Source organism: Nostoc sp., assembly GCF_036917515.1.
Classification (GTDB): Bacteria; Cyanobacteriota; Cyanobacteriia; order Cyanobacteriales; family Nostocaceae; genus Nostoc.
Genome location: NZ_JBALDE010000106.1, coordinates 1 through 14,155 on the forward strand (window position 1 = coordinate 1; position 14,155 = coordinate 14,155).

The following is a 14,155-nucleotide window of genomic DNA, read 5'->3' on the forward strand; positions in this document are numbered from 1 at the left end:
GATCATAACTGTAAGGGTTTGCCATACGAATGCAGAAATCAATCACTTCTCTATATATTCTACGTCCTAACTAAGATGGCGACTGCTATAAATTCCCATACCCGAATAAATCGTAAATCTGCTTATCCATTACCTCCGTGGTAATAAAGTCACGCTTGCTTACCTTGGTTATCCAATCCACAAAGCTTTTGAGTAACCGTTCCGCGAATAAAAACTCGCTAAAACTCTTGTGAACAAACTCAACTGAGCCGCCTTTATCACCGGAGGCTGGTTTAATATAAAATGCCGTCAACAGGTTATTGAGTAGCTTATCTTGTTGATTTTTTTGGGAGGCATTCTCCTGTCTGGCATCCTGAATTAACTTTGCAGCTGGGTTGTTGCTGTCTTTGAGCCGTGCTTCTAACATCGTCACTCTGGCTGATTCATTCCCAGACTGCACCACACACAAAGCGGCTTCCGTGAGAAATTGCCGCAAATCCTCACTCTCTAATCCAGTCAAGCGGGAGTTATCATTCTGATTTTCACTGTCACGCTGTTTTTCTAGTACCCACTTGACTGATTCGTCATAAATGCGGATTTTTGCCTTAATAGCGTCTGTGCCTGTAAACATTTGGACATTGAGACGGTTCTCTCGGTGCATCCGTGCCAGTAAATAAAGCAGTAAGGGTTCTCGTGCTAGTTTATTTTTGACTTCATTAGGGCAAGCTTGCAAAAACTTTTCAAACTCACTCTTGTTAACTTGAGCTGCAACTGACCATTTTTCTAGCCATTTTTGCTGAATTGAGTCATCCATTGGCTGAAGTTCGACGCGCTTCAAGCTTTTGGTTTGTGAAAGCAGACGCTCAATTCCTTGCAGCGCTAGGGGACGACCAGTAATCAAAAACTGATGATGGCAAAGGCGGTCTTTTTGAAACTGTTCGACCTGTTCCAGAAATTCCTTCAAGCCGCCACTGGCTCGTCCTTCTAGTAATAACTCGTCAAACCCATCCAGTAAAAATAAAAATCGCGTATTTTTATCGGTCAGCCACCCGGAATCACTAGTGACAAAATCAAGGTGTTGTAAATAGTTCTCTAAAGTATCAGTTAAGTTATCTTTTAGTACGCGCAAATCTCGCAACCGAATTCAAATTGGGGTAAAACTCGGATGTAATTCGCGCCGCACCCAATCGGCAAACATCCGACAAAAGACACTCTTCCCCCGTCCGGCTTCGCCCTGAATAAACAAAACTTGTTTGTGTCTTGTATCTGGGTCATTCAGTATTCCCTTAACCCACTTTTCCAATTCAACATTTGCATCGTCTTTGGCATCCAGTTCTTTGACTTGCAAAGATACATACAAATCCCGAAAGGTAATATGGGTTTCATCAAAAATGTTTTCTTCTGGCTTTGATTTAATTACCTGTTCCAAATAATCTTCAATATTCAGATTTTTCTCTAGCTTTTCTTTTCCTCCGGCACTATACCACTTCCAAAGTTTGTCCGCTTTCTCTCCAACTTCTACCAATGCGTCTTGCATCTTGTCATCGGTGTGACGCGCCACTCGTTCAGTTAAGGTTTTTGCTTCTGCCTCGGATAATCCGGCTTCTTGCAAGCGTTGCTGTAAAATCTAATTAAATGATTCTGCTAGTTGAGATTCGTGAAAATAGAGAATAGCTTTTTTCACTTCCCGCGCATCAAATTCTTGCTCACCTAATTTCTGAATTTGCAAAGCTAAAGTCTTAGACGCTTCACGGTTTTGCTCAATTTTCTGAAGTAATTCCGAATCTTGTTTGAGAATATCCTGAAAACTGTCTATGTAAGCAGCCTGGCTAACTAGTAGCACACAGTTTTCTAAACTTGGCTCTTTGTGGGTTGCATCAACAATGAACTTTAGGATGGTAATGGCGACGGGTGCAAAGGGAATCACTTCCTTAGTAATTTGACCGAGAGGAGAATTAAAGACATCTAATAGTGACGAAATCTGTTCTACATAAGGTTTGAAGTTTTGAACATTGGGTTTTTGCTCTTTAATTGCTTTTGCCAAATCAAGCACGGCTTTCGCAGCTTCGGCTCCAGTCTTTGTTACCTCTACGCTTTGTCCCCAGTTCAAATCCTGAATGTTTTGCAAAAACTTCCAGAGTTTCGTCATCGCCATAGACTATTCTCCAACAGCATCAATTTGGTAAAAATGCACCTGTTTAGTGCTTTTCGTTTGTATGCAATAGATTTTGACCTCTCTCCAAACCTCTCTCCTAAAAGGAGAGAGGCTTTGAATCTAACTCTCCAACGCTAGTAAAGAAGGGGTTTGGGTTAGGTTTATATTAATAAACTCAACTAAGAACCGCTATATTACTTAACTCATAGTCAACTAGCTAAAAACTTGTTTAACTGTCAGTTTTAACTCGGTATCTGTGAATGTAGGCAACTGATAAGCTATTGTATATAATTTCACTTGCTGCTTGGAAACGCTGTTAGCATTTTAAGTTTCACACAGAGGCGCAGAGGCGCAGAGAGTTTTTAAATTTTGTTGTCCACGAGTATCAAAGACTCGTTGACGGAGTTCAAAGGTGGATTCATCCAGTTCAAACACTCGTTAACGGAGATAAAAGGTGGATTCATCCAGTTCAAATGCTCGTTAACGGAGTTCAAAGGTGGATTCATCCAGTTCAAACACTCGTTAACGGAGATAAAAGGTGGATTCATCTAGTTCAAATACTCGTCAACGGAGATAAAAGGTGGATTTATCCAGTTCAAACACTCGTTAACGGAGTTCAAAGGTGGATTCATCCAGTTCAAACACTCGTTAACAGAGTTCAAAATGGATGAACAGACGCGATTAATCGTGTCTCTACTAACTGCGTTGCCAAATTTTAATTGTCTTATCCAAACTCCCGCTCACCAACATCTCGCCGGAAGCTGTGAAGGCTAATGCTGTAACTATATTTCCATGACCTGTAAACGTACCCAACAATTCCCCGGTTTGTAAATGCCATAACTTGATAGTTTTATCAGCACTACCGCTAGCGATAATTTGCCCATCGGGACTTAATGCGATCGCATATACTCTATCTCGATGCCCTTTAAGGGTATGAAGTAATTTTCCAGTCTGCAATTGCCAAACTTTAATCGTTTGATCCCAGCTACCACTCACGAGGATTTTACCATCTGCACTGATTGCTAAGGAACAAACGATGTGAGAATGACCCATGAGGGTATGCAGTGGTTGTGCATCTTTTAAACTTTTGATTCCCGTTTGGGGTGAGGTGCGCCAAACTTTGATTTTGCGGTAGCTACCTGTAACTAAAGTTTCGCCGTCTCGACTTAAAACCAGGGAATGAGCAGCTGTATCATCTAAAGAAAGGGCGATCGCAACCTGACGTTGCATCAAATCCCAAAAGAGAATTTTTCTGTCATCTCCGCCTGTCGCTAACATTCTGCCATCTGGGGTAAACGCAGCACACCGCACTACCCCATTATGTTTGTGCAAAATATCTATCAAGTCTAAAGCGCCTACGTGCCAAAGCTTAATTGTCGAATCTGCACCGCAACTCACTAAAGTCTGTCCATCTGCACTAAAAGCTAGGGAATTCACTTCATCCACCAGCCCAGATATTACCCAAGGATATTCTGATAATGTCTCTATTAATTCGCCCTTGCTTAAATCCCAGAGTTTTGTCTCTCCCCGACTACCGCTAGCCAATATGGGTAAGGCTTTGCCATTGTTACACCCAGAACTGAAAGCTAGGCAATTAATGCCTCTGGTGTGTCCTTGCAAAGTCTGCCAACATTCCCAGTCACCGACTATATCCTTGAGACAATGTTCTGATGGTAAAGTCTGTATTGTATGTGCGATCGCTCTTGAGTTAATTACTGGCGACGTGTCTTTTTTGCCCATAAGTGATTCTAAATACCAACTCAATCCTCCTGCATACAACAAATTACTTGGAGTGATATACAGTTTTGGTTCGCTAAATTCAAGTTGATTTGTCGGTAAAAATCCTGTTATTATACTTTGTTTTTCGTAACCTAAATTACCAGTAGATGGATAAAACAAACATAGAAAAATTAATACTTGGTGATTTTTTAAATCTTCTTGAGTAATCGACCATCTAATTTTGTCTTTCTTAATACCATTAAAACTTTCTCCATCAGCAACGTAAACTTGCACACTTAGCTGAGGATGATCCTTGAGTATATAAGGAAATTTACTTTCGCCACCCAAATTTCCCTCATCATCTAAAACTATGTTTTGTAAGGTATCTTGTGATACCTTTTTTACTAATTTGCCCAAGCGTTCAATTATTATTTTGTCAACAAGATGCTCCCGTAAAAGATAATCTTGGGCTTGTTGTTGGAAGTATTTAGGAAAAGGTATCGTCCAGTCAGGAGGCTCAGGATATTCCGGCGGTGTCGGCGGCGGGTTTTTGGCGAGAACTTCTGCTTGTTGGCGAGAAAGTTCTTGGAGTCTAGCCAATGGCTCGCCCCAAAAGACCATAACTTCAGTGTGACAACCTTTAACTTGACTTTCCAGCAAAGACAAGTCATAAGTTTTAGGTTTTTTCACACGTTGAAGGAAGTCAGTTTGTTGAGCTTTGAGTAAGCTAATCCAATCCATCTGCATTCCTACGGCAAACTATTGCATACCTAAGGTAAGCTATACAAATGCAATTACTCAAGTTTATAACCTTAGTTAATTAAAAATTCAGTAATATTAACAGTCTAATAAAACACAGCCATTGACAAATGTTTCCGGGAAAGAGATAGATGGATAATACTTAGACATTTCATGAACTGATGCAATTGCAGTATATAGAATTAAATGATATCAGTCAATTCTAACGGAGATAGAGAACAAGATACTGTTTCCCTAGAAACAGTTCTTGTTGCCAAGGAAAGTTGAATTTGAGACGGATTTAAAAGATTATAGTAACGTTAAGTCAGCAAATAGCTACATAAAATAACCTAGTAACGATAATTATCGGAAATCTCATCTGAAATCGACATAAATGGTGTAGATTGGCTAATTTTAACCTTTGCGTTTTGGTTGTCTGGGTGTAGTACTTACATTAGAGGAGTCACCAAAAGTATCTCTTGCTTCGATCTGTTTAATTTTCATTTGCAAGTTCAAGTCATCACTGCTAACAATTGTTTCTAAATTCGCTAATCTTTGCTCTAGCAGTTCCATTTGCTGCTGTTGCAAATAGTTAGTTTTTGATTGCTCATCAGAACGCCAAACAGCAACTGTACCGACAGCTGCACCACCAATAGCAACCAAAGGAAGAATAGCACCGCTTCTAGTAACGGCTGACAGGGGGACGCAAACTCCGAGAATAGCTACTGTAATTACCCAAATTCTTGTGGTGGCAGATAATCTGACATCTTGATATTGTTCTAGATTGGGTTGAGATTTTTTAGCCATAAGTAAATCCAAAGAAAAATTATTTGCTAGATTGGCACAATCGTTTACTAAAATACTTCCTACAATTGGGTTAAGTATAATTCTTCTACTAATATTTTTTAATTACCAGTAAGTAATAATTCAACATAAAATCCTAATCAGCGAAATGATTTTTATGACTCCTATACAGACGTGATTAATCGCGTCTTTACTGCTGCCTTCTGCTTTCTATTTAAATAGGTGGGCGTAAATATTTGTTGTTGGGATAAGGCAGGAGGCACAAGGTAAGAGGATTTTAGCCTTGTTCATTTTTGTTAATATAGTTTGGTTTTATTCTGCCGACCTATTTAGTTACTTCGTTATTTTAGATCATTAGATTTTGCTTGCAAGGAACAGTTGTAGACTTAGAGGAAGATTTTCTTGAAATCATAGTCAAAAAGGTACAGATGACAGTTCGTGCTTTTTTTGAAGCTTCCAAAGTTGAGGGTGTCCAGTCACCTTACGATACCATTCACCTGAAAATTCTCTATCCAGCACAGATACCGGATAAGCTAGAAAAAAGTACCAAAATTGAGCCAGCTAATCCAGAAAACGCACCTTTTCCAGTAGTGATTTTATTCAACGGCTTGAACTGTGATGCTCAACAATACCAATGGCTGGCGGTTAAACTCGCTGAACGCGGATTGATAGTGGTTCTGTTTAATTGGATTACCGAAAATCTACCAGGCGTAATTAGCCTCACACCTGGGGTTGATTTTGAAAAGATGAAACCCACAATTTATCGTACTGCTCCCACAGCTTCGGCTTTGCCAGCACTCCTAGCTAAACTCGAACAGTTACAAAATCAGGGAGTTTTAGCAGGAATGCTGGATTTACAACGAATCATTCTCGGTGGACACTCTGCGGGTGGTATGGTATCTATCCAAAATGCTGACCCTCGGTTTTTCCCTGGAGTTGCTGCATCTTTTTCTTATGGCGCAACTAACAGAGGACTTTTAAGAATCGGGTATGAACCAGGAACTATCTTGGCTTTACCAGATTCTCTACCAATGCTACTGATGGGAGGAACCCGTGATGGATTCATGGTTAAGAGTAGCGAACTCTATGGTTTAAGTCCTGGGGATGCTACTACCCCAGTCATCCGTACATTTCAAGAAGCAATTACTGGGGGACGAAATGACACCTATCTGGTAATTTTAGAAGGAGCAAATCACTTTTCGATAGTTGATGAGCCAGACTCCACTATAGTTAGATCCTCTCTCGACTTAGAAGCTACTCAATCCCAAGAAAACTTGCGTTTGCTGATGAGTGAAATTATTAGTCTGTTTATTGACACTTATGTTCGTCACCAACCAGAAGCATCTCAGTTGCTTGAGCAATTATTAAATACTGCCAATCCTCTGATAAAATCCTTTGAGCGTAAGTAGTTAAGTTTGTTATGACAAGTGCATCTTATATTTTTCTGGCTGGTGCAAGTCGCGGTGTTGGTCGAGAAATTGCTCAATATCTTACAGCGCAACAGCTAAAGGTCAAAGCACTCCTGAGAACAGCAGCAGTTGCTACTGAACTAGAAGCAATGGGTATTGAAGTAGTTCAGGGAGATGCCTTGAATCTTGGCGATGTAGAACGCGCAATGGTAACAGATGCACCTATTCACACCGTTATCAGTACAATTGGCGGTTTACCTTCAGATGTAGAAAGGCCGGATTACCCTGGTAATAGAAATCTGATCGATGCAGCAGTTAAAGCTGGAGTACAAAAGTTTATTCTTGTATCTTCCATAGGTGCTGGCAATAGTGTTGTTGCTGCCTCACCCCAAGTTTTAGAGGTTCTGGGAAAAGTTTTAGCTGAGAAAGACAAAGCTGAACAACACTTAATTGCCAGTGGACTCACTTATACAATCATCCGTCCTGGTGGACTAAAGTCAGAACCAGGAACGGGTAATGGCGTTTTAACTGAAGATCCGCAGATTATTGGTAGTATCAATCGTGCAGATGTCGCGCAGTTGGTTGGTCGCAGTTTAAATAGCGATCGCGCCAATAATAAAATTTTGTCAGCGGTAGACCAAAACATGCTGTTTGGGCAAAGAGAATTTACAGAATTTAGTTTGGATTAGTGCCCCTGGAGCCTCTTTTCAATGCCCAATGCCTTTTAGATCAACTTGTCAGGTGTAATCGGTAAATCACGGATGCGCTTACCTGTGGCATGGTAAACTGCATTGGCGATCGCAGCTGAAACACCTGTGATCCCAATTTCGCCTACACCTCTTACACCTGCTGGGTTGAAGTTGAAATCAGGTTTGCCAACGAAGGCCACCTGAATGCGAGGAATATCTGCATGGGCTGGGAAGTGATAGGTAGCAAGGTCATAAACCACGGGGTAGCCAATGTTTGGATCGACTTGGCAATCCTCCATTAAGGCTTGCCCAATACCCATGATCACGCCACCACGTACTTGACTGGCTACTGTTTTAGAGTTGATGATTCGCCCGATATCCATCACTGACACCCAGCGCGTCACCCGCAAACGTCCGATTTCTTCATCCACACTGACTTCGCAAAAATGTGCGCCCCAAGATTGGAACGCCCATTTCTTGGTTTCATCACCAGGAGCAGAGGATGCTGTGGCCTCAATTGCTGCCTGGCCGGACTGACTCAGAGTTGCAAACGCCTCCTGTGCAGTCTTAGCATTAGCTGTTTTCAGAACTTGCTCACAAGCTGACATGACCGCCGGAACCAGAGATGCTGTCATCATGGAACCACCCGCCATGCCTCCATCTGGTAGCAAGGAGTCGCCCAACTCTACGTGTATCTGTTCAACGGGTAGCCCCAATGCGTCTGCTGCTGTGGCTGCAACAACGGTATATGCACCAGTGCCCATGTCATTGCCGGCGGTGAGAACATGGGCAGTACCATCTTGTAGCAGCCGTACCTTGACTGATGCTGCACCTCGCCTGCCAGGGTAGGTTGCTGCCGCCATCCCCCAACCAACGAGTTTGCCATCGCGTGTCAAAGAACGGGGCTGTTTTGGTCTGTCTTTCCAGCCAAATTGCTCCGCACCCAAGAGCAAACAGTCAGCAAAATGTTTGGCTGAGAATGGCTGGCCTTGGCGCTGGTGTTCTTTAGTTTGGTTTTTTAGGCGCAGTTCTACCGGGTCAATCTTTAGCATCCAGGCCAGCTCGTCCATCGCTGACTCCATCGCCCACATCCCAGGATTCTCTCCTGGCGCGCGCATGAATGTTGGTGTACCCATGTTCAGCACCGCTAGTTCCTGCTTCAGTTGCAAATTCGGCGCTGTGTACATAACTGGCGTGACCGAGGTACACGGTTCTGTAAATACATCCACTGGTGAGGTACAGGATTTAACCTCATGGGCGATCGCAGTTAAACTACCATCAGCAGTTGCTCCCAAACGCATAGTTTGCTCGGTTTCAGAGCGGTGTCCGGCGTTCGCTGTCATTTGCCGTCGGCTGAGGACGACTCTCAGAGGACGTTGAAGTTCACGGGCAGCCGCAGCACAAAGAATACCGTGGGGCCAGGGAAAGGCTTTAGAGCCGAAAGCTCCACCCAGGAAGGGTGTGACAACACGAACCTGTTCAGTTGGCACTCCAAAGAGTTCTGCATAGGTGCGCTGAGTTGCCAACACCGCCTGAGACGGTTCGTAAACAGTGAGTGATGCATCTTGCCAGTGAGCAATGATCGCATGGGGTTCCATCGCCGCGTGCAGTTCGATGGCTGTCTTGTAGGTAGCTGTAAGTTTTGTTGTTGCACTCGCCATCCCTGCCGCAAAATTCCCTTTTTCAAACTTTAGCTCCTCACCCATCTGCGGTGGTGCCTCCTTGAAGGTGGCGAGTGCAGCTTCCACGACTGGCTTTTGGCTTGTGTATTCCACCTTTACCAAATGCGCTGCATCACGCGCCCGCTCGAAGGTGTCTGCCACTACCAAACCGATAATTTGTCCTGCATAGTGAATTTTGTCATCCGACAACGGCAGACGAGCCTCGTAGATTTTCGAGGTCATAAAGTCGTTGGTTGGCGTAAACACTTTCGGCGAGTTTTTATGCGTGAAAACATCTATGACACCTATTGCCTTTTCTGCCGCCCTGGTGTCGATGCTTTTAATTTGCCCATTGGCAATGCTGGCGGTGACAAGATAACCGTGAACCAGACCTGGAATTTCATGTTCTGCGGCGTAGGTTGCCGTGCCCGTAACCTTTGCCCGTCCATCCTTGCGGTTAACGGCAGTCCCAATTACTTTGTTCATACTACGCCTCCTCCTTTGGCTGATACCGCGAGTGCGCGACGAATTGCCCGCTTTGCCAAGTCAACTTTGAAACTGTTATAAGTTAATGGTTTAGCTTCTTGAAGTGCAATTTCTGCCGCCTGTTGAAACGTTGCAGTATTGGCACTCTTACCAATCAAAAACTTTTCTGCTTCCTTTGAGCGCCAAGGTTTATGGGCTACGCCACCCATTGCCAAGCGCACATTCTGAATCTGCTCACCCGCTAAGTCAATCGCAGCTGCCACAGAGACTAATGCAAAGGCATAGGAAGTGCGATCGCGTAACTTTAGGTAAACCCCTGATTTGGCAAACGGCACTGGGGGCAGAACCACAGAGGTAATCAACTCACCTGGCTCTAAGTTTGTATCTCGCTGGGGTGTGTTCCCTGGTAGTCGGTGAAAGTCTGTCAATGGTATTTGCCGCTTACCCTTGGGGCCTTCCACAACAACAGCAGCATCCAGAGCCGCAAGAGGGACACACATATCTGAGGGTTGAACTGCCACGCATTGGTCACTCGCCCCAAGGATGGCGTGCATCCGGTTGATGCCCGTTGCTGCCGGACAGCCGCTTCCCGGTTGCCGTTTGTTGCAAGGGAAGGCGGTATCGTAGTAATAAGGACAGCGAGTGCGTTGCAGTAGGTTGCCCCCTACGGTTGCCATATTGCGGATTTGCTGAGACGCACCAGAAAGAATCGCCCGGGATAGTATTGGATAATCGCGGCGAACATCAGGATGGTCTGCCACTGCTGTGTTAGTTACCAGCGCTCCAAGACTTAGACCACCCTCACTTGTGCGTTCAATGCGCTTCATCTCTAATCGAGAGATGTCGATAAGTTGCGATGGTTCATCTAGGAAGACTTTGAGACGGTCAACCAAATTCGTACCGCCTGCAATTAATATCGCATTTTGGTCATTCGTTACCCGTTCAACCGCATCTTTCACAGAAGTGGCACGGGTGTAAGTGAAGTTGTTCATCTGAGCATCTCCTGGGGTTCATTGACCATCACAGCTGCCGCAGGAGAAGGCGGTTTTTGTCCCGTTACCTGTTGGACTGCTGCCACAATGCCGTTGTAAGCGCTACATCGACAGAGATTACCACTCAGTCGCTCCTGAATTTCAGCTTCAGAGAGTTCAGTCAACTGTGGGGGACGAGTCAAATCTGGGGTGACAACGCTAGCACAGCCGCGTTTAACTTCATCAAGTAAGGCAACAGAAGCACAAATCTGTCCTGGGGTACAATAGCCGCACTGGAAGCCATCGTTATCAATGAATGCTGCCTGCACTGGATGGAGAGTATCGCCCTTCGCCAGCCCTTCAATGGTGACGATCGCCTTGTCTTCCTGCATCACTGCCAGAGCTAGGCAGGAATAAACTCGCTCACCATCAATCAGAACAGTACAGGCCCCACACTGTCCGTGATCACATCCCTTTTTGCTGCCCACTAGCCCCAAGCGATCGCGCAGGGCATCTAAGAGTGTGACACGCGGCTCAAGGTCGAGGGTTTGCTGTTCACCGTTAACAGTAAGTTTCACGTTTATCTCATCTGGGTTACTTTGGCTAGCTTCCTTTGCTATAGTTGCCTGATTGAGTAATGAAGGAGCAGCTATAGCCGTTCCGGCAGCAGTCAGTGCCTGTCCCAAAAAACCGGGTTGGGATGTTATTTCTGCCGTTTTTTTGTGTTCCATAATTCGTACTTCTAGATTGAATAATCCGGTAATTCTGAGAACTTAGGGATATGCATAGCTATTTAGTATTGTGTACAAAATTAAGGTTGAGTGCAGGTAAGAGTCTGGGTAAATAACGAAAAAATCAGACAAAGTACGCTTCCTCAAATAGCTGGATCATCTTCTCAGTCGTGGATTTCGCGTAATATTGCTGTTTGTCCCACCTTTATTGACTAAAGTAATAGTTCACTGAGTATTTCTTAACAAAACGAAATATTTTGTATTAGGTTCAAATGTCTATTTGAGGCTAAATTCTCAGTTTTGGTTTTTAGGCGATGTCTACGACGTGGCAAGAGAAGTATAGTAGGAGGCAGGAGGTAAAACTATTGCTAACTCTAGCATTCACCCCATCCTTATGTCCTAACCTGTGTGACTACGGCTATAAATTTGGCGTTGCAGAACAGTGGGATGAATTTGGGCAAGCTCTTGAGGCAGGGGGAGAGATGAGCCTTAGTTGCTAAATCATCCCGCAAAGAGAGCAACGCTGTAAATCTCAATTTTTAAGCACGCCACTGGAGTATTTGACTCTTAACAGGATTGACAAATTCTCGTCTTTCGGCCACAGAACGAACATACTCCCGCTTTAACTGGTAATACCACAGCGCCTGCATATCTGAGTCTTTAATCAGCCGCAGCACAGGATTATATTTCAAACCAATCTGTTGCTTTTCCACTACCGTTCGGTCTTGGCCAAGGAAAGTCCGCGTCAGCACATGCATCAGTGGCTTAAAAAATCCCAGCCAAGGGAGTGTCCAGTAAAGAGCAAAAGTTACCTCTGTTTCTGTGTCTGAAATCGGTGTAACTGCTGTTAAATTAACGACTCGATTATTATTAATAGTGGTTTCTTCAATTCTGACTCCAGGTAAACGAAAAGAAATTTCCGTTTCCGGTACACCACCGCCAATCAGCCAGTATAATCGACCCCCATTCGCTGGTACTCGGTGTCGTGGCATCGTAAAGCCGTAGGGAGAAGCATCGAATTGCTTTACTTCCTCATGCAATTGCTCATTTCGCCACCACCAAGCGCGATGAACATAAGGTGAATGGGCAGGGTCCATCAGACCGACTACTGCATGATCTATAAAACAAGGGAATTTTACCACCTCTACAAACTGGTGCGATCGCTCATCAAACCCTGGAATTACCGGAATCTCCATCTCAGAAGCAGGTTGAGGGTTATCGCGATCAAGCATATATATCCAGATATTTCCTTGGGCTTCGCGAACACTATATGACTGCACATCAAAGCGACTCAAATCCATTTGCTGCTCCTCTACAAGAGAAGGTATCGCAGTACAGCGCCCAGCAGAGTTAAAGCGCCAACCGTGATAACAGCATTCAACTTCCTCCCCATTGAATCTCCCACAACTCAAGGGCACACCACGATGAGGACAAATGTCCGTCATTGCAGACACTTTGCCATCCTGGCTACGAACTAACAGCACCGGTTCTCCTAAGAAAATGCGGCTGATCATCATACCTGGCTTAATTTGATTGCTGGGCAAAGCATAGTACCAAGTATTACGTAATACAAAATTATCGTTATTTTTCATAACTTAACGTGAGTTCGACGGTTAGAAAAAGCCAAAAAGCTTGTTAGATATAAAGCGCAAGAAACTGGGCAGTAAAAAGCGATGTTTGCGGCGGGCTTCGCCTACGCTAAGATTGATTGAAAATAGTCAAAAAAGTCACAAAAAAACGCCGAGACTAAAAATATTAAAAAAAACCAGGTCTCGGCTATGTCCACCATTGTATCTCGCCTTGACATCACACAAATTTTCTGTGACGTAGATGATTTCTGCAATCAACGGGAAAGCTTGTGACAGCAAGTATCACAGTTACCATCCACAAAGGGAGAACGCCGCAGCTAATTGGATGCATTTATCATAAATAATGACAATAGCGATGGCTTCTCTACGAGACGCTACGCGAACGCCAACACCAAGGGCGAACGCGTTTCATGGTAGTGGTTATAAGACTTTCAAAGAGTTCTACACATTGCATGTGCTACAAATCTGGCGTGGAGCTTTTCCTAACTTAGTCAGCTACACAAGGTTTGTGAAACTTATGCCTTGGTGTTTAATGTTGTTATGTTGTTTTTTACATACACGTACAGGAGAAATTACAGGGATTAGTTTTATTGATTCTACACCGATAGACGTTTGTTATATGATGACGATAATCGAACAGCCATTTGAATTGCAAGTCTGCAAACCAAGTAGGGGTTAATTTATAGACCCGGTTTCGTGCGAAACAGGCGATTGCATTCTCTACCTGCCCAAGCCGACTAACTTGGCGAGCAGTGGTGAAGACACGAGTAGTGCGATTATGGCGACTTGCCTCAAAGTGGCGCAGCAAGGATGGAATCGTCTCTGCTTCTACCTTTGGGGCAAGCCGTTTAACCAGTTCAAAAGCATCTTCAATTGCCATACAGCCACCTTGTCCGACGCTAAACTGCACAGGATGGGCGGCATCGCCAATCAGGGTGACTCGTCCGCGTCCCCAAGTTTGTCCCAACGGTTCTCGATCTGTAGATATCATCTCGGTAAATGGGTTGGTTAGTCAGCGCTTCAAGAATCGCTGGCACTGGGTTGGCATAGGAAGAAAAGCGCGATCGCAATATATTCAATGCACCGCCTGCTGCTTCGTCCGTGCCACCCGCAGATGTATTTGCAAAAGCATATAGCAGTTCCTGCTTGAGTGCAATACAGTATGGGATGATGGAGTATATCAACGTCTAAGTGCCTGTAGAATGAAACCTTACTCCTGTGATC

General features: G+C 44.2%; 13 protein-coding genes and 2 pseudogenes. 4 read left to right on the plus strand and 11 right to left on the minus strand.

Features of this window, described 5'->3' with window-relative positions; genetic code table 11:
• Nucleotides 1-85: 85 nt before the first annotated feature.
• The 5 genes and pseudogenes from V7K89_RS13475 to V7K89_RS13500 form a co-directional block, all read right to left on the minus strand.
• Nucleotides 86-1,108, minus strand: a complete 1,023-nt coding sequence (locus V7K89_RS13475; protein WP_335187826.1) for an NACHT domain-containing protein — start codon at nt 1,106-1,108, stop codon at nt 86-88.
• Nucleotides 1,109-1,123: 15 nt separating this feature from the next.
• Nucleotides 1,124-2,134 (minus strand): annotated as a pseudogene (locus V7K89_RS35875) (hypothetical protein).
• 362 nt (nt 2,135-2,496) lie between these two features.
• Entirely contained in the window at nt 2,497-2,682 is a 186-nt protein-coding gene (locus V7K89_RS13490; RefSeq protein ID WP_335187831.1) for a hypothetical protein, read from the minus strand.
• A 148-nt stretch (nt 2,683-2,830) separates the two neighbouring features.
• Nucleotides 2,831-4,600, minus strand: coding sequence for a WD40 repeat domain-containing protein (locus V7K89_RS13495; RefSeq protein ID WP_335187833.1), 1,770 nt, complete (start codon nt 4,598-4,600; stop codon nt 2,831-2,833).
• Between the two features lie 405 nt (nt 4,601-5,005).
• Entirely contained in the window at nt 5,006-5,398 is a 393-nt protein-coding gene (locus V7K89_RS13500; RefSeq protein ID WP_335187835.1) for a hypothetical protein, read from the minus strand.
• Nucleotides 5,399-5,823: 425 nt separating this feature from the next.
• On the opposite strand from V7K89_RS13500, the gene V7K89_RS13505 reads away from it, so the two are divergent.
• On the plus strand, nt 5,824-6,804 hold the full coding sequence (locus V7K89_RS13505) for an alpha/beta hydrolase family protein (protein WP_335187837.1): 981 nt from the start codon (nt 5,824-5,826) through the stop codon (nt 6,802-6,804).
• 11 nt (nt 6,805-6,815) lie between these two features.
• On the plus strand, nt 6,816-7,493 hold the full coding sequence (locus V7K89_RS13510) for an SDR family oxidoreductase (protein WP_335187839.1): 678 nt from the start codon (nt 6,816-6,818) through the stop codon (nt 7,491-7,493).
• A 35-nt stretch (nt 7,494-7,528) separates the two neighbouring features.
• On the opposite strand, the gene V7K89_RS13515 is transcribed toward V7K89_RS13510, so the two are convergent.
• From V7K89_RS13515 to V7K89_RS13525, 3 genes are read right to left on the minus strand one after another with little or no spacing between them, the layout of a single operon-like run.
• Nucleotides 7,529-9,640, minus strand: coding sequence for a xanthine dehydrogenase family protein molybdopterin-binding subunit (locus tag V7K89_RS13515; RefSeq protein ID WP_335187841.1), 2,112 nt, complete (start codon nt 9,638-9,640; stop codon nt 7,529-7,531).
• On the minus strand, nt 9,637-10,632 hold the full coding sequence (locus V7K89_RS13520; protein WP_335187843.1) for an FAD binding domain-containing protein: 996 nt from the start codon (nt 10,630-10,632) through the stop codon (nt 9,637-9,639). Before V7K89_RS13520 ends, V7K89_RS13515 begins: the two co-directional genes overlap by 4 nt.
• Nucleotides 10,629-11,342, minus strand: a complete 714-nt coding sequence (locus tag V7K89_RS13525) for a 2Fe-2S iron-sulfur cluster-binding protein (RefSeq protein ID WP_335187845.1) — start codon at nt 11,340-11,342, stop codon at nt 10,629-10,631. Before V7K89_RS13525 ends, V7K89_RS13520 begins: the two co-directional genes overlap by 4 nt.
• Before the next feature lie 314 nt (nt 11,343-11,656).
• Between V7K89_RS13525 and V7K89_RS13530 the strand changes: the two genes are divergently transcribed.
• Nucleotides 11,657-11,842: a hypothetical protein gene (locus tag V7K89_RS13530; protein ID WP_335187847.1), complete on the plus strand. Its 186-nt coding sequence runs from the start codon at nt 11,657-11,659 to the stop codon at nt 11,840-11,842.
• Between the two features lie 39 nt (nt 11,843-11,881).
• Here the strand turns inward: V7K89_RS13530 and V7K89_RS13535 are convergent, their stop codons facing one another.
• Nucleotides 11,882-12,934 carry an aromatic ring-hydroxylating dioxygenase subunit alpha gene (locus V7K89_RS13535; protein WP_335187849.1) on the minus strand — a complete coding sequence of 351 codons (1,053 nt, stop codon included), beginning with the start codon at nt 12,932-12,934 and terminating at the stop codon, nt 11,882-11,884.
• Between the two features lie 186 nt (nt 12,935-13,120).
• Here V7K89_RS13535 and V7K89_RS35880 point away from each other — a divergent pair.
• Nucleotides 13,121-13,550: pseudogene (locus V7K89_RS35880) on the plus strand (hypothetical protein); the annotation flags it as partial.
• On the opposite strand, the gene V7K89_RS13540 reads toward V7K89_RS35880, so the two are convergent.
• Nucleotides 13,482-13,922 carry an FAD-dependent monooxygenase gene (locus V7K89_RS13540; protein ID WP_335187851.1) on the minus strand — a complete coding sequence of 147 codons (441 nt, stop codon included), beginning with the start codon at nt 13,920-13,922 and terminating at the stop codon, nt 13,482-13,484. The pseudogene V7K89_RS35880 and the gene V7K89_RS13540 sit on opposite strands and share 69 nt — an antisense overlap.
• On the minus strand, nt 13,831-14,115 hold the full coding sequence (locus V7K89_RS13545) for a hypothetical protein (protein ID WP_335187853.1): 285 nt from the start codon (nt 14,113-14,115) through the stop codon (nt 13,831-13,833). Before V7K89_RS13545 ends, V7K89_RS13540 begins: the two co-directional genes overlap by 92 nt.
• Between the last annotated feature and the right edge of the window lie 40 nt (nt 14,116-14,155).

Coding starts and splice junctions, on each gene's coding strand:
- V7K89_RS13525 (WP_335187845.1), bottom strand. CDS start 11,342: ATGGAACACAAAAAAACGGCAGAAATAACATCCCAACCCGGTTTTTTG.
- V7K89_RS13520 (WP_335187843.1), bottom strand. CDS start 10,632: ATGAACAACTTCACTTACACCCGTGCCACTTCTGTGAAAGATGCGGTT.
- V7K89_RS13500 (WP_335187835.1), bottom strand. CDS start 5,398: ATGGCTAAAAAATCTCAACCCAATCTAGAACAATATCAAGATGTCAGA.
- V7K89_RS13515 (WP_335187841.1), bottom strand. CDS start 9,640: ATGAACAAAGTAATTGGGACTGCCGTTAACCGCAAGGATGGACGGGCA.
- V7K89_RS13540 (WP_335187851.1), bottom strand. CDS start 13,922: ATGATATCTACAGATCGAGAACCGTTGGGACAAACTTGGGGACGCGGA.
- V7K89_RS13505 (WP_335187837.1), top strand. CDS start 5,824: ATGACAGTTCGTGCTTTTTTTGAAGCTTCCAAAGTTGAGGGTGTCCAG.
- V7K89_RS13490 (WP_335187831.1), bottom strand. CDS start 2,682: ATGAATCCACCTTTTATCTCCGTTAACGAGTGTTTGAACTGGATGAAT.
- V7K89_RS13495 (WP_335187833.1), bottom strand. CDS start 4,600: ATGCAGATGGATTGGATTAGCTTACTCAAAGCTCAACAAACTGACTTC.
- V7K89_RS13510 (WP_335187839.1), top strand. CDS start 6,816: ATGACAAGTGCATCTTATATTTTTCTGGCTGGTGCAAGTCGCGGTGTT.
- V7K89_RS13535 (WP_335187849.1), bottom strand. CDS start 12,934: ATGAAAAATAACGATAATTTTGTATTACGTAATACTTGGTACTATGCT.
- V7K89_RS13530 (WP_335187847.1), top strand. CDS start 11,657: ATGTCTACGACGTGGCAAGAGAAGTATAGTAGGAGGCAGGAGGTAAAA.